Here is a 22,358-nt window from a genome sequence, read left to right on the forward strand (position 1 = left end):
GTCATGTGAGAGGCAGTTATTTTTCTTGCCTTTTGTTGATAAGATGTGTTCAATAAGGATGAGAGGTGTGAAAAGATAAAGGATATTCTCGTATGATGCGTCAGTGTGAGCTTGTTGGGCGTGTTCAGCGTTACAAGTCTGACGTAGATGAGGCTCTTTTAAACAGAGCTTACGATTATGCAATGAGAAAGCACGCACATCAAAAGCGCGCTTCAGGTGATCTTTATTTTTCTCATCCTTTAGAAGTTGCTGCTATTTTAACAGATATGCGGTTGGACGAAGCAACGATTGCTGTTGCTCTTTTGCATGATACAATTGAAGATACGAGTGCTACACGAGCAGAAATTGATCAGCTTTTTGGTTCTGAAATTGGAAAGTTGGTTGAAGGGCTTACAAAGCTTAATAAGCTTGATCTTGTATCAAAGAAAGCCGTACAGGCAGAAAATCTTCGTAAACTCCTTATTGCCATTTCTGATGATGTTCGTGTTCTTTTAGTCAAACTTGCGGACCGTCTTCATAATATGCGAACCCTTGGTGTCATGCGTGACGATAAACGTCGACGAATTGCTGAGGAGACAATGGATATTTATGCACCACTTGCGGGGCGTATGGGTATGCAGGATATGCGCGAGGAATTAGAGGATCTCTCTTTCTTTTATTTAAATCCAGAAGGTTATCGTACAATTACCAATCGACTTTCTGAATTATTAAAGCACAACCGTGATTTGCTTTCCACAATTGAAAATGAATTGACAAAACTTTTTTTGGAAAATGGTATTAAAGCAGATGTTAAAAGTCGTCAGAAAAAATCTTATTCAGTTTTTCGCAAAATGGAAAGTAAAGCATTATCTTTTGAACAATTATCGGATATTTTTGGATTTCGTGTGATTGTTGAATCCGTGAATGATTGTTATCGTGCTCTTGGCGTCATCCATACGACATGGCCGGTGGTTCCTGGTCGTTTTAAAGATTATATCTCTATACCAAAGCAAAATGATTATCGTTCTATTCATACAACCATTGTGGGGCCCTCGAGACAACGCGTTGAATTGCAAATTAGAACGGCTGCCATGAATGAAGTTGCTGAATATGGCGTTGCTGCCCATTCCATATATAAAGAGCAAGGTTCTAATTATTCGCCTTCGAAGTTATCAAGTGAAACGAATGCCTATGCATGGTTGCGTCAAACGATACAATCTTTATCTGATGGAGATAATCCGGAAGAGTTTTTAGAACACACAAAACTTGAGCTTTTTCAAGACCAAGTTTTTTGTTTTACACCAAAAGGTCGATTAATTGCTTTTCCTAAAGGCGCAACACCTATTGATTTTGCTTATGCCGTCCATACAGATATCGGTGATTCTTGTGTGGGCGTAAAAATCAATGGTCGTATTATGCCTTTAATGACTAAATTAAAAAATGGTGACGAAGTTGATATTATCCGTTCACATGCTCAAATTCCACCAGCGGCGTGGGAGTTTCTTGTTGTTACGGGTAAAGCACGTTCAGCTATTCGACGTGCAAGCCGAGCAGCGGTACGTAAGCAATATTCGGGCTTAGGATATCGTATTCTTGAGCGTTCGTTTGAATATATGGGAAAACAATTTTCAAAAGACGTTTTGAAGAAAGTTTTACCACGTTTGGCACGTAAAGACGTAGAAGATGTATTGGCTGCTGTTGGGCGTGGAGAGCTGTTTTCCGCTGATGTGATTAAAGCAGTTTATCCTGATTATCAAGAGCGTGTCGTACAAAAGTCATCTTTTAAGTCTGGGGAAGAAGGGTGGTTTAATATTGAAAATGCTCAAGGGATGATTTTTAAAGTTCCAGAAAATGAAAAGCATGCAATGCTCGAGAATCACCAATCTAAAGCATTACCTATTCGAGGAACCCGTGGAGATATCCCTGTCCGTTTTTCACCAGAAGGAGCTGTGCCTGGAGATCGGATTGTTGGCATTATGCAACCAGGCGCTGGGATTGTTATTTATCCAATACAGTCTTCGGCTTTGATGGCATATGATGACCAGCCAGAAAGGTGGATCGATGTTCGCTGGGATATTGATGCCCAAATGAATGAACGTTTTCCTGCACGGATGAATATTTTGGCTGTAAATCGTCCTGGTTCTTTAGCTGAAATTACGCAAATAATTTCTGCTAACGATGCCAATATCCAAAATTTATCTTTTATTCGTACAGCACCAGATTTTACAGAAATGATGATTGATTTAGAAGTTTGGGACTTAAAACATTTGAATCGTATTTTTTCTCAGTTAAAAAAGGCAGATTCGGTCAGTACAGTACGGCGGGTTCATGGATAACAAGAAAGATTTTGCAATGAATACACAAGATGTCATTGATATTTTTAAACAAGCAGATGCTATTCTAGAAGGGCATTTTATTTTAACATCGGGGCGCCATAGTGCAACTTATATGCAAAAGGCAAAAGTATTTATGCATGCAGACTTAACGGAAAAGCTCTGTCGTGGATTAGCTGAAAAAATAAAAGAATCTATCGCAGAACCAATTGATTATGTCGTTGGTCCTGCAATTGGCGGTCTTATCCCTTCCTATGAGACTTCACGTCACCTCGGTGTTCCTTCTCTTTGGGTAGAACGTGTCAATGGTGTCTTTGAATTGCGTCGTTTTGAAATCAAGAAGGGTGCACGGGTTGTTATTGTTGAGGATATTGTGACAACGGGTCTTTCCATTCGTGAGACCGTTGAGGCGCTGGCAGCAGCAGGAGCAGAGGTATTGGCAAGTGCGTGTATCCTTGATCGTTCTGGTGGTAAGGTTGATGTTGGTGTTCCATTGATTGCGCTTGCTGAATACGAGATAGCTTCTTATGCGAGTGATGCACTTCCTGCAGATCTTTCTGTTCTTCCAGCGATTAAACCAGGTAGTCGAAATATTTAATTGTCTTTCTATTTTTTTTTATGCAAAAATTTTTAAAAATTAATTTGGGTGATATAGATTATTTCATCATCAAAAGATGTATATTGAGAGTCATATGCTTTTTCGTCGTCGAGAACCAATAGATTTTGTAACGCGTATTCGACTTTGGTTATGGCCACGTCGTTCATTTTCTCGCTCATTTTCTTACATCTATAAACGTATTTTGCGGATATCAGCAACGCCGCATGAAGTTGCGTTAGGGTTTGCTATTGGCATTTTTTTAGCCTGTTCCCCTGTCTTTGGGGTGCATATTATCTTGGCAATATTTTTTTCTTGGATTTTGCGCGCAAACTTTGCGGCTGCAATCATTGGGACGGTTTTTTCGAATCCACTCACGTTTTTATTGATTGTCATGGCTGATTATAAAGTAGGGTATTTTTGTTTATCGCTTTTTAATGATGTTAATGAGATTTCTCTTTCTCAAATTCGTGCTCTGTTTAATGGTTTGACAGTGTCAAATCTCTCTCTTCTTTTTAAAGGTGCGTGGAACACAATTATGATTCCTATGATTTTAGGAGGAACTCTTTTAGGTGTTGTTTTTGGTGGTTTATCTTATATAGGTGTTTACAGAGCAACGGTTCGTTTTAAACAAAAACGATACCAAAAGATTATAAAAAAGAGATGTTTAAAGAAGCGTTCATCGTAAGAAAGATCGGGTAATATCTTATGATTGTTGGCCTTGGAAATGATTTGGTTGATATACGACGGATTGAGAGAATGTTGGTTCGTTATGGCGAGCGTTTTATTCAACGTATTTTTACGGATATTGAAAGGAATAGGTCCGAAAATCTCAAAAAAAATTCTTCTTCTTATGCGAAAAGATTTGCTGCTAAAGAAGCATGTGCTAAAGCTTTAGGGACGGGGATTGCTTGTGGTATCAATTGGAAAGACATGGGGGTGGTTAATTTGTCATCAGGTAAACCAATCATGCAATTAACAAATCATGCGCAAGTGCAACTTCAGAAGTTATTACCTCCTCATCATGATGCGATTATTCATCTCAGCATAACAGATGATTTTCCTTGGGCGCAGGCATTTGTTATTATTGAAGCACTTCCACGTGGATAGATGGCGTGAGAGATTGTACTTTTATTATTTGAATATTATGATGGAAAAAAGTTATATTTGTGATAAGAAGGTAATTGGTGATGGTCCAAAAAGATGAAGTGCATAAAAAAGAAAAAAAAGGTGGGATTCTTGAATTAATTTCTGTTTTAATACAGGCTCTGCTTTTGGCAGCCTTTATTCGGACACTTTTTTTCCAGCCTTTTAGTATTCCTTCCGGTTCAATGCGTCCTACTTTATTAGTGGGGGATTATCTCTTTGTTTCTAAGTATGCATATGGGTATTCTCGTTTTTCCATCCCCTTTTCTCCTCCCCTTTTTTCTGGACGTATTTGGGCATCTCAACCTCAACGGGGAGATGTGGTCGTTTTTCGTTTACCAAGTAATCCGAAGATCGATTATATAAAACGCGTTGTTGGGCTACCAGGTGATCGTATACAAGTTCGTCAAAGCGTCCTTTATATTAATGATGAGGCTGTTTCTCGCCACTTTATGGGGGAGATTGATAATTCTGATATAACGGAAGTAAACTATCCTGTTGAGGTCTATCGCGAGACACTGCCTAATGGTGTTCGCTACGATACGCTTGATTTAGCTTTCATCCCAAAAGTTGATGATACGAAAGTCTTTGAAGTTCCTCAGGGACATTATTTTATGATGGGTGATAACCGCGACAATTCAGATGATAGTCGTTTGGATGTAGGTTACGTTCCAGAAGAAAATCTTATTGGTCGCGCGAGCGTGATTTTCTTTTCTATCAGTAATGGTTCAAGTGCTTGGCAGCTTTGGCGCTGGCCATTTGATGTGCGTTGGAAACGTTTGTTTTCTTTCATAAATACGGTTCATGATTTACCGCTAATCAAGCAAGGAAACAACGATGAGACGTCTCATGATTGATCAGCTTTTCAAGCTGACGGGGCATCGTTTTAAAGATGAAGAGAAATTAAAAAGAGCATTAACACACGCGAGTGTACAAGATTCGGAACAGGGGAATTATGAACGACTAGAGTTTCTAGGTGATCGGGTTCTAGGGCTTTTGATTGCAGAGATGCTGTATCAACTTTTCCCTCAGGCAAGTGAAGGTGAATTATCAGTCCGTTTAAATCATCTGGTCAATGCGCAGACATGTGCTGATATTGCACGCGAAATGAGGCTGCCTGATATGATCCAAGTTGGTTTTGAGATGAGAAATTTTGAAGGGCGTCGGCTCATCAATATGCATGCAGATGTCGTGGAAGCTTTGATTGCAGTGATGTATCTTGATGGAGGGTTGGAAAGCGTTCGTCCTTTTATTCAAAAATATTGGCAAAGTCGGGCAAAGAAAATGGATGCAGGTCGACGTGATGCCAAGACAGAGCTACAAGAATGGGCGCATATTCAAGGCGATGCACAACCACATTATCAGGTTATCAAACGTTCAGGTCCAGATCACGATCCTGTTTTTATGGTAGAGGTCAGTATTTCAGGTTTTGCTTCAGAGATTGGGCAGGGGAGCTCTAAAAGAAATGCCGAAAGAATGGCCGCTGAAAAAATTTTGCGACGAGAGGGGGTATGGAAAACGGTGGAAAAAAATGATTATGAGTGACGTTATGAAAAGGCGTTCTGGATTTGTTGTGCTTATTGGAATGCCGAATGCCGGTAAATCAACATTGGTTAATCAATTGGTTGGAACAAAGGTTTCAATTGTAACGCATAAAGTACAGACAACACGAACTTTAATCCGCGGTATCGTCATTCATGATGATGTACAAATTGTGTTGGTTGATACACCGGGTGTTTTTCGTCCTCATAAGCGTTTAGAACGTGCCATGGTCTCTGCTGCTTGGGGAGGAGCTAAGAGTGCTGATGTTCTACTCGTGTTAATTGACGCTCAAAGTGGTCTTTCGGATGAAGTTGATAGGATGTTAGATATTGTAAACACTATGAAACAAGAAAAAGTTCTTGTGCTAAATAAGGTTGATACAGTTGTTAAATCATCTCTTTTAGCGTTAACCACTAAAATCAATGAACGTGTGAAGTTTGCGCAAACATTTATGATTTCTGCTTTAAACGGTTCTGGTTGTAAGGATTTACTTCATGCGTTGAGTAACATGATGCAGGAGGGGCCATGGTATTATCCGGAAGATCAAATTTCCGATATGCCTATGCGTCATCTTGCTGCTGAAATTACGCGTGAAAAACTTTTTCTTCGTCTTCATGATGAACTGCCTTATTCCTCAACGGTTGAAACAGAAAGCTTTGAAGAGCGTTCAGATGGTTCCGTTAAAATTAATCAAGTTATTTATGTAGAGCGTGAGAGTCAGAAGAAAATTGTTTTAGGAGCAAAAGGCGATACAATTAAAACGATTGGTCAAGCAGCACGCAAGGAGCTTATGGAAATTATGGATAAAAAGGTTCATCTTTTTCTCTTTGTGAAAGTGCGCAATAATTGGGATACCGATCCAGAACGTTATCGCGAAATGGGATTGGATTTTTTAAAATAATTAAAATAAAATGAAGTGGAAAGAACAAGCTGTTATTCTTGGTGTACGCCAATATGGTGAAACAAGTGTTATTCTTGAGATTATAACGCGTGAACGTGGGCGTTATATGGGGGTGGTAAAAGGAGGGCGTTCGCGTCGTATGGCAGCTCTTCTTCAGCCTGGAAATTTTGTGGAGGCTGAATGGAGTGCGCGTTTAGAAGAACATTTGGGACTTTTTCGCCTTGAAGCCCTTGATTTCCATGCGGCACGATTAATCTGTTTACCAGAAGCACTGTATGCTTTGCAATTGATTGCTTTTCATTTACGGCTTCTCCCAGAGCGTGATCCCCACCCCGTTTTATATGATATTTTACACCTTTTTATGCAGAATTTTGATGAACCATTTGTAAATGCAGAATTGCTGGTGCGTTTTGAAATGCGGCTTCTTGAAGAACTCGGGTTTGGTCTTGATTTATCTTGTTGTGCTGCAACAGGTCGTAAGCAAAAGCTTTATTACGTATCACCAAAATCTGGACGAGCTGTCTGTGAAGAAGCGGGAGAGCCTTGGAAAAAAAAGCTTCTTATTCTCCCACAGTTTCTTGTACAAAGAGCGACCCGTCCTGCTGATTTTAGGGATATAATAAATGGTTTTAACTTAACGAGTTTTTTTCTTATGCGTTATGTCTGGGAGCCACGAGATATAAAACAGCCATCAGTACGCACGAATTTGATACAGTTATTTGAGCGTCGATTTGGTATACAGGCATTCATATGTTGATCTGATAATAATTAAATAGAATGAGAAAATGAAAATTTTAAAGACAATTGCTGAAGTTCGTTACTATATTTCAGAAGAACGACGGTTAGGTTTTTCGATTGGTTTTGTTCCAACAATGGGAGCACTCCATGAGGGGCATCTTGCATTAGTGGAGCGTGCAAAAGCCATGTGTGATCGCGTATTGGTTTCTATTTTTGTTAATCCAAAGCAATTTGGACCCCATGAAGATTTTGCTCAATATCCAAGAGATTTGAGGAGCGACTGTGCTTTATTAAAAAAAGCAGGTGTTGAATGTATTTTTGCTCCTTCTGTCGATGAAATGTGGCCAGCGGGAAATGATACAATTGTGCAAGTGGAAAAATTATCACGTATTTTGATGGGAAAATTACGTCCAGGGCACTTTTGTGGTGTAACGAGTGTTGTTGCTAAGCTTTTTAATATTGTTCAGCCTGACAAAGCCTTTTTTGGAGAAAAGGATTTTCAACAAATTTTAATTATTCGGCGTATGGTTGAAGATTTAGCTTTTCCTGTTGAGATTGTTGGCGTTCCTATTCTACGTGAAGCAGATGGTGTTGCGCATTCTTCACGCAATCAGTTTTTAACATTAGAAGATCGTAAAGCGGCCAAAATTATTCCTGAAAGTGGCAAAGCTGCTGAAAAGCTTTACCATGAAGGTGAACGATCGGTTGATAAATTATGTAAAATTGTTCGTGATACTTTACAAAAAGAAACGCGTGCAATCATTGAAGCAATAGATTTACGGGATATGGAAACTTTATGCGTGGTCAAAGGAAAATTGAATAGACCTGCAGTTTTACTCCTTACTGTCCGTTTTGGTGAGGTAAGGCTTATTGATCAATACATATTGCAAGAGAAGGGCGGAAAATGAGTGTACATAAAATGGTCAAACGTATAACATCTTCTCAAATACGCGCAAGAAAGGGGCAACAGCCGATTGTTTCTTTAACAGCTTATCAAGCTTATACTGCGCGGATTGCTGATCCCTATTGCGATATCCTTTTGGTTGGTGATAGCGTTGGTATGGTGGTGTATGGGTTCGAGACAACACTTCCTGTTAATTTAGATATGATGATTTTGCACGGGCAGGCTGTAGTACGTGGATCTCAAAAAGCTCTTGTCGTTATCGATATGCCTTTTGGCTCTTATGAGGAAAGTAAAGAGCAGGCTTTTTTAAATGCATCGCGTATTCTGGCACAAACGGGATGTGGGGCTGTTAAGCTTGAAGGTGGTGTTTATATGGCGGAAACAATAGATTTTTTGTGTAAACGGGGCATTCCAGTGATGGGACATATTGGTCTTACTCCCCAAGCAGTGAATCGTTTTGGGGGCTTCAACACACAAGGACGCAAAGAAAGTGATTGGCAAAGAATTGAAGACGATGCAGTAGTGATTGAAAATGCCGGTGCTTTTGCTATTGTTTTGGAAGGGATTGTCGAGCCTTTAGCTGTAAAGCTTACAGAAAAGCTTTCTATTCCAACCATCGGGATTGGCGCATCTAATCAATGTGATGGGCAAGTTTTGGTGATGGAAGATATGTTGGGCTATGGTGCTCACGTGCCTAAATTTGTACGCCGTTATGGGGACCTTGAACAAGCTATGGAAACCGCAATCAAGAACTATGCAGAGGATGTCACATCCCGTGCTTTTCCAGCAGAAAAGGAAGTTTACAAGCTGAAATAAATTCTCGTTTAAGGTAAAAAGTTAGACAAGAGAACATTTGTTTATTTTTATAATGAACGTGCATTATTTCATATATTTTTGTATGCAATTTTAGCTATGATTTTTTCCATTGCTTTAATGGAAGAAGTCTTCTCATGCAAAACAGAATACCATTGGGGTGCTGCTAATGCATGCTTTTTAAAAAGAAACATTTAAACACCTAATTTTACTCTCGAGGCTGTGCTCGTGAATGGTATAACGGTAAAGTCTCCAAAGAAGTGCAGAAAATTTATAAAGCGCTATCATCTTTATGCTTCATAAAAAAGAAAGCGGACACCATCACACATTTTGCCAACTTCCAATGTGGCGATAAACGCTTGGCACTTGAGATGATTCATAAGAGGCATATTTAGTCCTCTTGTACAGTTTTTATCTACATGACCCATCTGCTTATGACGTACAAGAAAATAATTTTGATTGATTGAGTATAAGAAGGTTTGAAATGAGCAAATCCTAAGATATTCGGGGCTCTCATTCAACATAAAAAACAATGAATTATGATTATAAATCAGTGTGATGAGTCTTTAATGACAAGAAATAAGCAATGCAAAGAGTCTATAATTTTTGGACATCCAAGTCATTAAAGCGAATTAAAAATGCGTTTTCAATTTGCTGTGTAGAGTAGGGGTGTAAACGAAGATCATCGGGTGAAATATTATTGGGAGAGCCAAAATAGCGAAGGGCTTCTTCTGCATTGAATCCAGCAAGCATGATCGCTTCATGATATGCAGCAATACGGTCGGCTTGTTTGATTTTTTTTAAAAGTTTTTGAGAAAGGTCAACGGGAAGAGAAAAGCGCATGTGGATTGCATCTTGGATGCACTTTTCAATACGTTTATATTGTTTTCCTATGATAGCTTTAAAGGGTGAAATCATATCGCCAATGACATATTCTGGTGCATCATGAAGAAGGGCACAGAGACATTCATTCCTCGGCGACTGTGGAAAAAGTTTTTGAAATATTTGTTCGACCAAAAGTGAATGTTGTGCAACAGAATAGGCATGCTCTCCTCGTGTTTGACCATTCCAACGTGCTACGCGAGCAAGTCCGTGAGCGATATCTTCAATTTCAATATCAAAAGGAGAAGGATTGAGAAGATCAAGTCTGCGTCCAGAGAGCATTCTTTGCCAAGCGCGTGCTTCTCCATTTTTTAATAATTCAGCTTTAGCCATGCGTATTTTCTACAGTATTTTTAGGAAAGGTAAAATTCATATTTTCAGCAATATGTATGGTGACAGGAATGTTTTTTACGGTAAAGGGAATGTTATGGTCCATAGCATCTTTGACGTGGTCAATACGCATTAAAGCGAGAGCTTCATTTGTAACACATGTTCCTAAGTGGCCAAGCACTTTTGTTCCTGCTTCAATGCTCGATTGAGGGGAAAGGTCACACTGGCTTTTTATAATTAAAATACGGCGACGTGCTGCGCGGCGGTGGTGCATGCGTGAAACAATTTCTTGTCCAATATAACATCCTTTGTTGAATGAAAGTCCATTGATTTGATCGTAATTAATGTCATGAGGAAAGATTTTGCCAACTTCATAGTCTTGGCCACTTTCTGCAATTGCATAACGAATACGCAATTGATTCCATGTGTCATAATCTTCTGAAGCCAAAAAAGGAATTTTACCATAGATTCGTATTATTTTTTCTTGTTCCGGGAAGCGTTTATCAACAAAATTTGAATCAAAATTTAAAGTATCTGATTCATTTTTCCAAGAAACTGTAACAAGTTCTTGTAATGGTTGTGTAATTTCTACTTTTTTACGCAGTTTATAGAGCAGTAGACGCTTGTAGAGTGTATCAGCCAAAGATATCTCAATATCAATAAAATAACCATCTTCTCTTTTACCGATAAGAAAATCAGCAAGGACCTTTCCTTGTGGGGATAAGAGGGCTCCAGGGAAAAGTTCTTGGGGACTGATTTTTTTGACATCTGTTGTGATCAGGGATTGTAAAAAATCTGTTGCTTCTTCGCCTGTAATTTGAATAATTCCGCGGTTTTTTAAGCAAATGGCATTTTGTTTTTCAATCATGGTTCTTGCCTTTCTGCTCAAAGTTCCATAATCGATAAGTGAGCAATATGTAAGGAGCTTGGCCTATGTTTAAAACATTTGATACAATTTTTAAAGGTGCGACACTTGTGAATCATGATGGAAAAAGCAAACGTGATATTGGTGTTACAAATGGCCGTATTGCTGAAATTGGCGACCTTACATGTGCTGCGGCTGGTGAGGTGATTGATTGTACGGGGCTTCATATTTTGCCGGGAATTATTGATAGTCAAGTGCATTTTCGTGAGCCAGGCAATGAATATAAGGAGGATTTGGAAAGTGGCTCATATTCTGCTGTGTTAGGGGGGGTTACAGCAGTGTTTGAGATGCCTAATACCAATCCATTGACAATATCAGAAGAAACATTAAGCGATAAGGTTAAGCGCGGATTTCATCGCATGCATTGTGACTTTGCATTTTGGGTTGGAGGAACGCGTGAAAATGCTCATGAATTGTCTGAATTAGAAAGACTTCCTGGTGCCGCTGGAATTAAAGTCTTTATGGGATCTTCTACCGGTGATCTTTTGGTCGATGATGATGAAAGTGTACGTCTTATTTTGAAAAATACACGCCGTCGTGCAGCTTTTCATTCTGAAGATGAGGAAAGGCTTAAAGAGCGTAAAATACTGCGTATTGAAGGGGATACATCTTCACATCCAGTTTGGCGTGATGAAATTGCAGCGTTAAAGTGTACGCAGCGTTTGGTAAAAATTGCCCATGAGACAAAAGCACGCATTCATGTGTTACATCTTTCGACAGAAGAAGAAATTGATTTTCTAAAAAAACATAAAGATGTCGCAACAATTGAAGTGACACACCATCATTTGACTCTTACGGCTGATGATTATAAACAGTTTGGTACATTAATTCAGATGAATCCACCTATTCGTGAACCGCGCCACCGTAAAGCTCTTTGGTACGGTGTTCAACAGGGGATTATTGATGTTTTAGGCTCAGATCATGCGCCTCATACTTTGGAAGAAAAGCTTCAATCTTATCCCTCTTCTCCTTCAGGAATGACAGGCGTGCAAACAACAGCAGCAATTATGTTGACCCATGTGAATGCAGGAAAAATATCCCTTGAGCGTTTTGTTGATCTCACATCCCATGGCCCTAGTCGTATTTTTGGTATAAGCTGTAAAGGACGTCTTGCTGTCGGATATGATGCTGATTTGACCATTGTTGATCTTAAGCGAGAAGAAGTTATTACGAATAGCTTAATTGGTTCGCGTGCCGGTTGGACACCTTATGATGGTCAAAAGGTTAAAGGTTGGCCTGTCGGGACTATTATCCGTGGTATGCGTGTTATGTGGGAAGGTGAAATTGTCACTCCTTCACAAGGCGAGCCTGTTAAATTTATAGAAACTTTGGTGTAAACAGCATAAGTTGTATCTTGTTATGCCAAAAACACCATCTTTTATAGAGCGATGATGTGATTAATGCATATAACACATTGATTTGTAATGATAATTCACTGTTTTTGCATATTGAATGAGAGTTACGAATATAGTAAGATTTTCTTATTCTAAACCCTCTCAGATTGAATCAATTAATATCACTTGCTTGCACGTCATAAGCGGGGCTGGCGTGCGGGTAAAAACTGTATAAGAAAGGATTAAAAAATGACTCTTATGAACCGTCTTAATGCAAGATCTGTCGCAACACCCACGAGCTGGCAAATATAATGATGGTGCTGGCTTGCTACTCCATAAGCGTAAAGATGGCGGTGCTCAATGGCTTTATCTTTATACCATTCACGGTCGGCGTCGTGAAATGGGATTGGGTGCCTTAAGACATGTTTCTTTTAAAAAAGCGCGTGAATTGGCAAATCAATGGCGTTCTGTTTTGCATATCAGCCTCCTTAACACGTAAGTGTTTTTTAGTGTGTGATGAATATTCTTCGTTTTTTTGCAGAGTTTCAAAGCACATCACATGGTGGAAAGCCAAGTAAAATGCACGAGCGCTTGGGCTATTTACAAACCAGATTGGATTAAGAATTTTCATCCTTTGAAAGTGGGGAGGAAGCCAAAGAATGATTTTTTACCAAGGAAAGGCGCTCATAAGAATCAAAGCATATCCAGGCACTCTTCTTCAAAAGTTTCTTTATTTTCAAAAGCAATTTATTGATCTCTTCACTTGTGAGGGGGCATTATTGATATCGCTTAAATTGAAGGAGATGCTTTTTATACAGGTTAGTTGTTATAATGCATGAGAAGGTTTTCAGATAAAGCTCTTCCTTCCTCAAAATATCTTTGATTGGCTTCAATGGCTGCTTGTGTACAATGATGATAATTTTCTGAGAAAGCACGATAGGCTTCATTAAATGCTTCATAAAAATAAGTGCGTCTTTTGGGAGTCGGGTGTTCTGCTTCAATCAGTGCGTTCATATAGTCGTACCATTGGTTTGTTGGAGGTTCACAAAGATTTTGGAGAGAATGCAATGATCCTAAAATTTCTGCGAGACGAAGTAATTTTTTCTCATAAGGTGGAGGTTGTTGCGTGAAGGCTGGCATTGAAATGACAAGGAGTATTAAAAGAATGATTTTTCTCAATTTACTACGCATTATTTTTTATTACCTTCTTTGAATAAAACTCTGTACAAATAAATAATTGTGTCATCAGAACGATGTTAAAAAATAGGGTTAATTGCGATATTACTCTCAATGATTGATTATAAAATATAGGGCGTAAGGGACAGTAAGGAACCCATTGTGGAATATTGAAAATACTGATGAAGCTTTGTGTGATTAAAATTTTAAGCTTCGCTTCCTATCATCTATTTTTCATATAGTATTCTATTGCCTATGAAATGTTTTCTAAACCCCTTTTCTTCAAGGAGGAAAAAGCGCTCTATCTGTAGAATGCTTTTATCCAATCAAATAAAAGAGATTGTGTTTATGATAAATGATGGGTACAGCCTCAATGACAATAGGGTAAGAAGAATTGACGATAAGGTAAAAGTTTTAGTCTAAATCACATAATGCGATCATTTGAGATAAGAGACATCTAAAGGAGCGGTGCATAATATCGTTCATGGAGTATAATGATGAAAGAGTTGCGATTTTATAATACGCTGACACGTAAAAAAGAAAATTTTATACCGATAGATCCAACAAAAGTACGTCTTTATGTTTGTGGCCCAACAGTTTATGATTACGCGCATATAGGGAATGCACGCCCTCTCATTGTTTTTGATATTTTATTTCGCTTATTGCGTCATGTTTATGGCAGTGATCATGTTCTATATGCGCGTAATATTACAGATGTTGATGATAAAATTAATGCACGAGCCGCTTGTGAATACCCAAACTTGCCACTGAATGAGGCTATTCGTCAATTAACAGAACGTACATATTTTCAGTTTCAACAAGATACAATAGCGCTTGGTTGTTTATTGCCAACCAGTCAGCCGCGTGCAACCGAACATTTAGAGGAAATGCGCGCACTCATCGAAAGACTGCTTGAAAAGGGGCATGCTTATAAAGCGGAAAATCATATATTATTTTCTATAAGCAGCATAAAAAATCCTCCTCATTATGGGGCATTTGCAAATCGTTCTTTAGATGAAATGAGGGCAGGGGCGCGTATCGATGTTGCTGCTTATAAAAGGGAGGAGATGGATTTTGTTTTATGGAAACCTTCTGCGGAAGGAGAGCCAGGTTGGAAATCGCCAGGAGGAATTCCTGTTTTAGGTCGTCCAGGTTGGCATATTGAATGTTCTGCCATGTCAATGGCAAAGTTATTAGCGCCCTATGGTGGTGGTTTAACTTGTGATGATCCGATCGCGAATATTTTTGATATCCATGGTGGTGGACTTGATTTAATTTTTCCTCATCATGAAAATGAGATTGCACAAAGTTGTTCAGCTTTTGGGACGGAGCGAATGGCTAATTTTTGGATGCATAACGGCTTTTTACAAGTTGAAGGCAAAAAGATGTCGAAAAGCTTCGGCAATTTCATAACCATTCGTTCTGTTTTAGAAAATAATTTTTTGGAATTTAATGGTGCTTTAGCTTATGAAATTAAGCAAAATTGGGCGGGGTTATCTGCACGTTTTTCAATGCTCCAAACGCATTATCGTGAACCATTAAATTGGACAGCGCAGCGTTTAATGCAATCGAGCAGTGAACTGTATCGTTGGTATGAACTGCTTCGCGATAAAAAGAGTATGATGGAAAACAATGAAGCGATTGAGGATACTTTAATAGATGCTCTCAGTGATGATCTTAATACACCAAAAGCATTCACTCTTTTGCGAAAATTTTATAAAGCAGGAGACGCTTTGGCTCTTGCGAATGGCATGAATTTATTAGGACTATTACGACAAGAATGGATTAAAGAAATAGACTGCCCATTATTTATAAAAAAAACCTCTCTTGATTCAAAATTTATTGAACAGTGCATTGCCGAAAGACTGCGGCTTATCCATAATAAAGAGTGGGGAGCTGCGGATAAAATTCGCAATGAGCTTGCAGCCGAGGGGATTCTCTTAAAAGATGGTAAGGATCCGCAAAGTGGTAAGCGTATAACTGTGTGGGAAATAAAACGATTCTAATTTTCCTATTCCAGCAGTTTTCATAAATTAAAGGGAGAATATGGTGGAATTTTTATATTATTACGGATACATCGCACTTAAGCTTTCTGTAGGTCTTGTTGCCTTCCTATTTATTTTAAGAACGACGGGTCGTGGGAGTCTTAGCCAGATGACACCCGTTGATTTAGTCAGCAATTTTGTTATGGGAGGTATTATTGGAGGAGTCATTTATAACCAAAATATTAGCTGCATTCAATTATTGCTTGTTTTGCTGATTTGGCAAGCTTTGATTGCCTCTTTTAATTTTTTTGCACGCTATTCAGTTTTTTTTCGCCGTCTTATTGCAGGGCGGAATGTCACATTGGTTTTAGATGGGAACTTTCAAATGGATAAGATTAAGAATTTAGGGATCAATGTTAATGATCTCATTGCGATGTTACGTCTTAAAGGGTGTCACTTACACGAAGCTGCTTTTGTGCGTTTGGAAACCAATGGGGAGTGTACTGTTATTAAAAAGGAAGAGGGTAAGAAATCGACGATTGTTGTAGAAAATGGTGAAGTTATTGATGATGGTTTAAAAGAGATTGGTAAAACAAAAAAGTGGCTTCAGGCAGAATTGAAAAAAAAGCATGTAAAAATTGAAAATTTATTTGCAGCAGAGTGGTATGAGAATACAGATCAAAATAATAAACTGTATAGTGGATTATTTCTTGTTCCTTTTTCAAAAACAGTCTAACTTCAAACAATGAGTAGGTATCGCTTATCGGAAGCGTAAGAAACTTATAAACAACCACAGCGGGGTGTTTTGCCTTTTTCATGTGGATGATAGAGAAGTAAGAGCTTTATGAAATGTAATGAAATGACAAAAACTGTATCATCAGATACAGGAAAAACTCTGCACACACTTTACAATTTATGGCCTTATATGTGGCCGGTGGATCGGCGTGATCTAAAAATACGTGTACTATGGGCAATATTTTATCTTGTTTTAGCCAAGCTCATTCTTATATCTGTACCATATTTCTTTAAATATTCTACCAATGTGCTCGATGCGAGCTTTCAACCCCCTGAGTGGTTTTCATCCAGTTTGATTATTCCAATCACGCTCGTTTTGGCATATAATGTTGCACGTATTGTGCAGGCTGGATTAAATCAATTACGCGACTCCCTTTTTGCTACTGTTGGTCAACACGCTGTTCGTCAATTAGCTTATAAAACCTTTATACATATTCATGAGTTATCTTTACGGTTTCATTTAGAACGCCGAACTGGTGGGCTTTCTCGTGTGATTGAGCGTGGTACGAAAGGAATAGAAGCGATCGTAAGGTTTTCAATTCTCAATACCATACCGACAGTTTTAGAATTTATATTAACGGCCCTTGTATTTTATATAAGTTATGGATGGTATTATCTTCTCATCGTTGTTGTAACGGTTTTATTATATACTTTGTTTACCATTAAGGCGAGTGATTGGCGTATTCGTATTCGGCAACAAATGAATACAGCAGATACTGAGGCGAATACGCGCGCTGTTGATTCTCTTTTGAATTTTGAAACGGTCAAATATTTTGGCAATGAGGCTCTAGAAGCCGGTCGTTTTGATGCTTCTATGGCAGGTTATGAAAAAGCTGCAACAAAGATTTGGACATCATTAAGCTGGCTTAATTTTGGTCAAGCTCTGATCTTTGGTATTGGAATGACGATCATGATGCTGATGTCGGCTTATGAAGTTCTTTATAAAACACAAACTTTAGGAGATTTTGTTTTTATTAATGCCCTTTTGATGCAACTTTCCATTCCACTGAATTTTATTGGTTCAATTTATCGTGATGTGCGACAAGGTTTAACGGATATTGAAGCGATGTTTGATCTTTTGGATGTTCAGAAAGAGATCGTTGATAAATCGGATGCTAAACCGTTAGAGATAAGCGATGGGACCATTCGTTTTCATCAGGTAAAGTTTTCTTATGATTCGACGCGTCAAATTCTCAGAGATATTGATTTTGAAGTCCCTGGAGGAAAAACAGTTGCCATCGTCGGTCCATCGGGTGCAGGTAAATCAACCATTTCTCGATTACTTTTTCGCTTTTATGATGTTGATGCAGGCTCTATCACAATTGACGGGCAGGATATTCGTGACATAACACAAAAAAGTTTGCGTGAAGCGATTGGCATGGTCCCACAAGATACGGTGTTATTTAATGATACAATTGCCTATAATATTCGCTATGGGCGACCAAGTGCGACCGATGAAGAGATGTGCAAAGCTGCTGAAATGGCACAAATATTAAAATTTATTGAGATGTTACCGGAAGGTTTTCAGTCTATGGTAGGAGAGCGTGGTCTCAAATTATCAGGGGGTGAAAAACAGCGTGTGGCTATCGCACGGACACTCTTAAAAGCGCCCCCACTTCTTATTTTAGATGAAGCAACAGCAGCTCTTGATACGGCGACGGAACAGGAAATTCAACAAGCATTGGATATTGTAAGCCGTGGACGTACAACATTGATTATTGCGCATCGTCTTTCTACGGTTATCAATGCTGATGAAATTTTGGTTCTTAAAAGTGGTCGTATTATTGAAAATGGAACGCACACAGAGCTCTTACGAAAGAAAGGTCTCTATGCTTCAATGTGGAATAAGCAGCTTGAAGCATCTCAAGTTGAAGAAAAATTACGTAAAATGCGTGAAGAAGATGAGACGGGTATTGTTAATCGTAAAAAATAAGGTGGGCAAAATGTAATCTATATCTTTATAGGGAGTGATTGATTAAATACATAAAAAGAGACAAGAGGAACAAAAAGGTTTATTGCTTGTTTAAGTTTACGGTGAATAGGAAATTATATGAGTATTCTACAATCTGTCCATAATAGCTTTGTACCGATCCATAAAGAAGGTTATCCTTTTATTGTAGCGTTTTTTGTTATTTCGCTTATTCTTGGTTGGATATGGAGTCCATTATTTTGGTGTGGTCTTATTCTTACAGTCTGGTGTATTTACTTTTTCCGTGATCCAGATCGTGTGATCCCTTTGAATTCAAATTGGGTTATGTCGCCTGCAGATGGGCGTATTTCATTTGTGGAATCCTGTGTTCCACCTGAAGAATTAGGCTTAGGGAAAGACGAAATGATCCGTATCTCCATTTTTATGGATATTTTTTCATGCCATATCAACCGTATTCCTATCAGTGGTACAGTAGAGTCTATCCTTTATCATCCAGGTCGGTTTACCAATGCAGAGTTTGATAAGGCTAGTCAGTTTAATGAGCGTAATGGAGTGGTCATTGAGAGCAAGCATGGAAAAATTGGTATCGTACAAATAGCGGGGATGTTTGCCCGTCGGATTGTTTGTTGGTCAAAAGAAAACGATGCCGTTATCACGGGAGAGCGATTTGGATTGATTCGTTTTGGTTCTCGCCTTGATATTTATATACCGACTGAAATGAAATTACGTGTTGCAGTTGGACAAACAGCTATTGCTGGAGAGACAGTTTTAGGTTCTTTTGATGATAAGAGTGCCACAACGGACTTCAGATACGATTAGGACCGTACAATGAAAAATTTTTCGCCATTTTCTTCATTCAATCCTGAGGGGCAGCATGATGATGTTGCAAATCGGCGACGTTCACCGACATCGATGCGGTATGTTATTCCCAATATTATTACTATTTTGGCCATTTGTGCAGGGATGAGCAGCATTCGTTTAGCTTTTGAGAATCGCTATGAGGCTGCTATTTTAATGGTGCTTTTGGCTGCAGTCTTAGATGGTGCTGATGGTCGCATTGCGCGTTTAATAGATGGGAGTTCGTCTTTTGGGGCACAGATGGATTCTCTTGCTGATATTGTAAATTTTGGTGTTACCCCTGCACTTATTGTTTATTCCTTTATCTTGAATCAAGCACACCACATTGGTTGGGTTGCAGCTCTTGTATATTGCGTTGCTTGTTGTTTGCGATTAGCGCGTTTTAATGTGATGTTGGATAACACCGATATACCTCAATGGCAGAAAAGTTATTTTGTTGGTGTTCCTGCACCTGCAGGAGCATTACTCCTTTTATTGCCGACCTATTTAGGCGCTCTTGGTTTGGTCCCCAATTGGGGGTGGGCATTGTTTTTTAGTCTTTATACTGTAATTATTGCTTTTCTTTTGATTAGTCGTTTACCAGTGTGGAATGCAAAGACAATAGATCACAATTTAAGGCGTGATATCGTTATACCGTGCATGTTGGTCATTGTTATTTATGTCGGTTTTCTTGCGACTTACACATGGAAAACTTTATTGATTACGGCTGTTGGCTATATAATTTTTCTCCCCTGTAGTTTTATCGCTTATAATAAACGCGCTGCTTTAGAAGAGAAAAAGGCTGATGCTAAAGCTATCCAAGAGTCATAAAGTGCTTCATTTTTCTATTGAACAGCACAGGAAAAAGAGAGAGATTCAACTATTGGCGTCTCAGATGATGTTCAATGAGGAGCATGATAATCCACAAACTGATTTTTACGGACATTAAAAAGTTTTCCAGTTTCCTTTAAATCAGGGGATAGCAAATGGACTATTTTTTTTGCAACCTCTTGTGGTGAGGGGAGCGTTTGTGGATCTTCACCAGGCATAGCTTCAGCGCGTATGGCTGTGCGTGTAGCTCCAGGGTTGACGCAATTAATCTTAATAGAGGTTTGTTTGAGTTCTTCTGCCCAACAGCGGGCAATCATTTCTAAAGCCGCTTTAGAGGCTGCATAAGCGCCCCAAAAAGGGCGCGCAACATGTGCAACGCTTGAGGATAAAAGGATGGCTCGTCCAGCATCAGATTCACGTAATAAAGGCTCAAGGGCTTTTATTAAGCGCCATTGACTGATAAGATTGATTTGAAAAACATCTTCAAATACCGTGTTTTCTATATGTGCTATTGGTGAGAGTGTTCCAAGGATTCCTGCATTTGCGACGATAATATCAAGTTTTTTCCAGCGTTTGGCAATTGAGAGTGCAAGAGTATCAATGTTTTCCATATGATGCAAATCCAGTGGAACGAGGGTTGCATAAGCTCCTTTTTTTCGGATTTTATTGTCCAATTCAGTAAGCCCACTGACTGTTCGTGCAAGAGCAATAATATGAGCGCCGCGTGCAGCGAGCTCGAGTGCCAAATAATAACCAATTCCTCTTGATGCACCAGTAACAAGTGCAACGCGCCCATGGAGACTAAAGTCATGTTTTGTCATCATTAATCTCTTGTTTTAAGAACAGATGATTGATGAATTTTAGAGAGATTTTCTTGATCAACTAGATGCGTAGGATAATATCCAGTAAAATAATGGTCAGTAAATTGTGGATCAGCGTTATTTCGTTTTTCTCCTGCTACAGCAAGATATAATCCATCTGTTGAAAGAAATTCTAAAGAGTCCGCTCCAATAAAATTGCACATAGATTTTAAATCTGGATATTGATTTGCTAAAAGGCTTTCAGCTTTAGGGGTATCGATACCATAAAAGTCAGGATAAAAAATCATAGGGCTAGAAACGCGCATATGGACTTCTTTTGCTCCCGCATCGCGAAGCATTCGCACAATTTTAAGGGATGTTGTTCCCCGTACAATAGAGTCATCAACCAGAATAACACGTTTTCCTTCAATCACAGGACGGTTTGCCGAATGTTTTAACTTGACGCCAAAGGCACGAATTTGTTGTGTTGGTTCGATAAAAGTGCGGCCCACATAGTGATTACGAATAATACCAAGTTCAAAAGGAATTCCAATTTCTTGTGCATAGCCAATTGCGGCAGGCGTTCCACCATCAGGAACAGGGACCACAACATCGCCCTCACAAGGGGCTTCCTGAGCTAAGCGAATTCCCATATTTTTGCGTGTTTTATAAACACTACGTCCCCCAACGATGGAGTCTGGACGGGCAAAATAAACATATTCAAACAAGCAAAGTTTTTCTGGTTTTGTATTTTCTGCTTTTATAATTTTTTTGGTAATTTCCCCATTTTTTTGTATTTCACAGATGATGATTTCTCCATTTTTAACATCACGGACATATTTTGCTCCAATAATATCAAGAGCACACGTTTCAGAACAAAAGATTGGCTTACCATCAAGCTCTCCCATCACGAGAGGTCTAATTCCTGTTGGATCGCGTGCCGCAATAAGCTTTGTACGTGTGAGTGCTAACATAGCATACCCACCTTCTACTTGCCGAATTGCATCAACAAAACGATCAGAAGAGGATTCATAACGCGAGCGGGCAATAAGATGGAGAAAAACTTCTGAATCTGATGTTGATTGACAGATAGCACCAGAAGCAATGAGTTCACGGCGCAATGTAAGACCATTGGTAAGATTACCATTATGCGCAATAGCAATGCCTCCAGCTTTCAATTCAGCAAAAAGGGGTTGAACATTGCGTAATGCCACTTCTCCAGTTGTTGAATAACGGGTATGTCCAATAGCGCGATTTCCTGGTAAACGTGCAAGTGTTGCAGGGTTTGTATAGTGATCACCAACAAGACCTAAATGCTTTTCTTGATGAAATATTTTATTATGGTAAGAAACAATCCCAGCTGCTTCTTGCCCACGATGCTGAAGTGCGTGGAGTCCAAGAGCTGTTAATGTTGCAGCATCTTCATGCCCAAGAATACCAAAAACCCCACATTCTTCATGAAGGGTATCATCATCTAATGAAAATTCTTGGCAGGAAATATCGCTTTTTATCATCATATTCTTTCACTTGTGATATGGAAGAATCATCCATATCACATTTTACATCATTTAGTTCTCTTTCC

At 39.0% G+C, this 22,358-nt stretch carries 21 protein-coding genes and 1 pseudogene; 17 read left to right on the forward strand and 5 right to left on the reverse strand.

The window, feature by feature from the left end; genetic code table 11:
• Positions 1-92 precede the first annotated feature (92 nt).
• The 10 genes from BTR_RS03710 to panB all read left to right on the forward strand — a co-directional run bounded on the left by BTR_RS03710 (position 93) and on the right by panB (position 8,954).
• Positions 93-2,315, forward strand: a complete 2,223-nt coding sequence (locus tag BTR_RS03710) for a RelA/SpoT family protein (protein ID WP_012231309.1) — start codon at positions 93-95, stop codon at positions 2,313-2,315.
• 16 nt (positions 2,316-2,331) lie between these two features.
• Positions 2,332-2,910, forward strand: coding sequence for an orotate phosphoribosyltransferase (gene pyrE / locus BTR_RS03715; protein WP_012231310.1), 579 nt, complete (start codon positions 2,332-2,334; stop codon positions 2,908-2,910).
• Positions 2,911-3,004: 94 nt separating this feature from the next.
• Positions 3,005-3,595 carry a DUF2062 domain-containing protein gene (locus tag BTR_RS03720; protein ID WP_038473415.1) on the forward strand — a complete coding sequence of 197 codons (591 nt, stop codon included), beginning with the start codon at positions 3,005-3,007 and terminating at the stop codon, positions 3,593-3,595.
• 20 nt (positions 3,596-3,615) lie between these two features.
• Positions 3,616-4,017 carry a holo-ACP synthase gene (gene acpS, locus BTR_RS03725; protein WP_012231312.1) on the forward strand — a complete coding sequence of 134 codons (402 nt, stop codon included), beginning with the start codon at positions 3,616-3,618 and terminating at the stop codon, positions 4,015-4,017.
• A gap of 80 nt (positions 4,018-4,097) precedes the next feature.
• A complete protein-coding gene (gene lepB / locus BTR_RS03730) occupies positions 4,098-4,910 on the forward strand; it encodes a signal peptidase I (RefSeq protein WP_012231313.1) in 813 nt (270 codons plus the stop codon).
• Complete coding sequence (rnc, locus tag BTR_RS03735) at positions 4,891-5,598, forward strand: ribonuclease III (protein ID WP_012231314.1); 708 nt, start codon at positions 4,891-4,893, stop codon at positions 5,596-5,598. Before lepB ends, rnc begins: the two co-directional genes overlap by 20 nt.
• Positions 5,591-6,496, forward strand: a complete 906-nt coding sequence (gene era / locus BTR_RS03740; RefSeq protein ID WP_038474523.1) for a GTPase Era — start codon at positions 5,591-5,593, stop codon at positions 6,494-6,496. The genes rnc and era overlap by 8 nt, the downstream gene beginning before the upstream one ends.
• Before the next feature lie 10 nt (positions 6,497-6,506).
• Complete coding sequence (recO, locus tag BTR_RS03745; protein ID WP_012231316.1) at positions 6,507-7,253, forward strand: DNA repair protein RecO; 747 nt, start codon at positions 6,507-6,509, stop codon at positions 7,251-7,253.
• Between the two features lie 28 nt (positions 7,254-7,281).
• Positions 7,282-8,142 carry a pantoate--beta-alanine ligase gene (panC, locus tag BTR_RS03750; RefSeq protein WP_012231317.1) on the forward strand — a complete coding sequence of 287 codons (861 nt, stop codon included), beginning with the start codon at positions 7,282-7,284 and terminating at the stop codon, positions 8,140-8,142.
• Positions 8,139-8,954 (forward strand): 3-methyl-2-oxobutanoate hydroxymethyltransferase, encoded by an 816-nt coding sequence (gene panB / locus BTR_RS03755; RefSeq protein WP_012231318.1) that lies wholly within the window; start codon positions 8,139-8,141, stop codon positions 8,952-8,954. Before panC ends, panB begins: the two co-directional genes overlap by 4 nt.
• Before the next feature lie 594 nt (positions 8,955-9,548).
• Here the strand turns inward: panB and BTR_RS03760 are convergent.
• Together BTR_RS03760 and ygfZ are read right to left on the reverse strand one after the other, a co-directional pair.
• On the reverse strand, positions 9,549-10,166 hold the full coding sequence (locus BTR_RS03760; protein WP_012231319.1) for a YfbR-like 5'-deoxynucleotidase: 618 nt from the start codon (positions 10,164-10,166) through the stop codon (positions 9,549-9,551).
• Complete coding sequence (gene ygfZ / locus BTR_RS03765; RefSeq protein ID WP_012231320.1) at positions 10,159-11,031, reverse strand: CAF17-like 4Fe-4S cluster assembly/insertion protein YgfZ; 873 nt, start codon at positions 11,029-11,031, stop codon at positions 10,159-10,161. The genes BTR_RS03760 and ygfZ overlap by 8 nt, the downstream gene beginning before the upstream one ends.
• Positions 11,032-11,096: 65 nt before the next feature.
• On the opposite strand from ygfZ, the gene BTR_RS03770 reads away from it, so the two are divergent.
• Positions 11,097-12,425, forward strand: coding sequence for a dihydroorotase (locus BTR_RS03770; RefSeq protein WP_012231321.1), 1,329 nt, complete (start codon positions 11,097-11,099; stop codon positions 12,423-12,425).
• 246 nt (positions 12,426-12,671) lie between these two features.
• A pseudogene (locus BTR_RS03775) lies at positions 12,672-12,900 on the forward strand (Arm DNA-binding domain-containing protein); the annotation flags it as partial.
• Between the two features lie 341 nt (positions 12,901-13,241).
• On the opposite strand, the gene BTR_RS03785 reads toward BTR_RS03775, so the two are convergent.
• Positions 13,242-13,613: a TIGR02301 family protein gene (locus BTR_RS03785; protein ID WP_012231323.1), complete on the reverse strand. Its 372-nt coding sequence runs from the start codon at positions 13,611-13,613 to the stop codon at positions 13,242-13,244.
• A 482-nt stretch (positions 13,614-14,095) separates the two neighbouring features.
• Between BTR_RS03785 and cysS the strand changes: the two genes are divergently transcribed.
• From cysS to pssA, 5 genes are all read left to right on the forward strand, one after another.
• Positions 14,096-15,604: a cysteine--tRNA ligase gene (cysS, locus tag BTR_RS03790; protein ID WP_038473422.1), complete on the forward strand. Its 1,509-nt coding sequence runs from the start codon at positions 14,096-14,098 to the stop codon at positions 15,602-15,604.
• A gap of 43 nt (positions 15,605-15,647) precedes the next feature.
• Positions 15,648-16,319 (forward strand): DUF421 domain-containing protein, encoded by a 672-nt coding sequence (locus tag BTR_RS03795; protein ID WP_038474526.1) that lies wholly within the window; start codon positions 15,648-15,650, stop codon positions 16,317-16,319.
• A 108-nt stretch (positions 16,320-16,427) separates the two neighbouring features.
• A complete protein-coding gene (locus tag BTR_RS03800; RefSeq protein ID WP_012231326.1) occupies positions 16,428-18,311 on the forward strand; it encodes an ABCB family ABC transporter ATP-binding protein/permease in 1,884 nt (627 codons plus the stop codon).
• Positions 18,312-18,428: 117 nt separating this feature from the next.
• Positions 18,429-19,127 carry a phosphatidylserine decarboxylase gene (locus tag BTR_RS03805; protein ID WP_012231327.1) on the forward strand — a complete coding sequence of 233 codons (699 nt, stop codon included), beginning with the start codon at positions 18,429-18,431 and terminating at the stop codon, positions 19,125-19,127.
• A 9-nt stretch (positions 19,128-19,136) separates the two neighbouring features.
• A complete protein-coding gene (pssA, locus tag BTR_RS03810; protein WP_012231328.1) occupies positions 19,137-19,976 on the forward strand; it encodes a CDP-diacylglycerol--serine O-phosphatidyltransferase in 840 nt (279 codons plus the stop codon).
• Positions 19,977-20,047: 71 nt separating this feature from the next.
• Here pssA and BTR_RS03815 read toward each other — a convergent pair whose 3' ends face one another.
• On the reverse strand, positions 20,048-20,797 hold the full coding sequence (locus BTR_RS03815) for an SDR family NAD(P)-dependent oxidoreductase (RefSeq protein ID WP_038473425.1): 750 nt from the start codon (positions 20,795-20,797) through the stop codon (positions 20,048-20,050).
• Positions 20,798-20,799: 2 nt separating this feature from the next.
• The gene (gene purF, locus BTR_RS03820) at positions 20,800-22,290 is read right to left on the reverse strand and encodes an amidophosphoribosyltransferase (RefSeq protein WP_038473428.1); all 1,491 of its coding nucleotides are present in this window, start codon (positions 22,288-22,290) and stop codon (positions 20,800-20,802) included.
• Positions 22,291-22,358: the final 68 nt, after the last annotated feature.

It is taken from the genome of Bartonella tribocorum CIP 105476, assembly GCF_000196435.1.
In the GTDB taxonomy this organism is placed as follows: Bacteria; Pseudomonadota; Alphaproteobacteria; order Rhizobiales; family Rhizobiaceae; genus Bartonella; species Bartonella tribocorum.

Coding starts and splice junctions, on each gene's coding strand:
- BTR_RS03720 (WP_038473415.1), top strand. CDS start 3,005: ATGCTTTTTCGTCGTCGAGAACCAATAGATTTTGTAACGCGTATTCGA.
- acpS (WP_012231312.1), top strand. CDS start 3,616: ATGATTGTTGGCCTTGGAAATGATTTGGTTGATATACGACGGATTGAG.
- panC (WP_012231317.1), top strand. CDS start 7,282: ATGAAAATTTTAAAGACAATTGCTGAAGTTCGTTACTATATTTCAGAA.
- pyrE (WP_012231310.1), top strand. CDS start 2,332: ATGAATACACAAGATGTCATTGATATTTTTAAACAAGCAGATGCTATT.
- pssA (WP_012231328.1), top strand. CDS start 19,137: ATGAAAAATTTTTCGCCATTTTCTTCATTCAATCCTGAGGGGCAGCAT.
- BTR_RS03805 (WP_012231327.1), top strand. CDS start 18,429: ATGAGTATTCTACAATCTGTCCATAATAGCTTTGTACCGATCCATAAA.
- era (WP_038474523.1), top strand. CDS start 5,591: ATGAGTGACGTTATGAAAAGGCGTTCTGGATTTGTTGTGCTTATTGGA.
- BTR_RS03800 (WP_012231326.1), top strand. CDS start 16,428: ATGAAATGTAATGAAATGACAAAAACTGTATCATCAGATACAGGAAAA.
- rnc (WP_012231314.1), top strand. CDS start 4,891: ATGAGACGTCTCATGATTGATCAGCTTTTCAAGCTGACGGGGCATCGT.
- ygfZ (WP_012231320.1), bottom strand. CDS start 11,031: ATGATTGAAAAACAAAATGCCATTTGCTTAAAAAACCGCGGAATTATT.
- panB (WP_012231318.1), top strand. CDS start 8,139: ATGAGTGTACATAAAATGGTCAAACGTATAACATCTTCTCAAATACGC.
- BTR_RS03770 (WP_012231321.1), top strand. CDS start 11,097: ATGTTTAAAACATTTGATACAATTTTTAAAGGTGCGACACTTGTGAAT.
- recO (WP_012231316.1), top strand. CDS start 6,507: ATGAAGTGGAAAGAACAAGCTGTTATTCTTGGTGTACGCCAATATGGT.
- lepB (WP_012231313.1), top strand. CDS start 4,098: ATGGTCCAAAAAGATGAAGTGCATAAAAAAGAAAAAAAAGGTGGGATT.
- BTR_RS03760 (WP_012231319.1), bottom strand. CDS start 10,166: ATGGCTAAAGCTGAATTATTAAAAAATGGAGAAGCACGCGCTTGGCAA.
- BTR_RS03710 (WP_012231309.1), top strand. CDS start 93: ATGATGCGTCAGTGTGAGCTTGTTGGGCGTGTTCAGCGTTACAAGTCT.
- BTR_RS03785 (WP_012231323.1), bottom strand. CDS start 13,613: ATGCGTAGTAAATTGAGAAAAATCATTCTTTTAATACTCCTTGTCATT.
- cysS (WP_038473422.1), top strand. CDS start 14,096: ATGAAAGAGTTGCGATTTTATAATACGCTGACACGTAAAAAAGAAAAT.
- purF (WP_038473428.1), bottom strand. CDS start 22,290: ATGATAAAAAGCGATATTTCCTGCCAAGAATTTTCATTAGATGATGAT.
- BTR_RS03815 (WP_038473425.1), bottom strand. CDS start 20,797: ATGACAAAACATGACTTTAGTCTCCATGGGCGCGTTGCACTTGTTACT.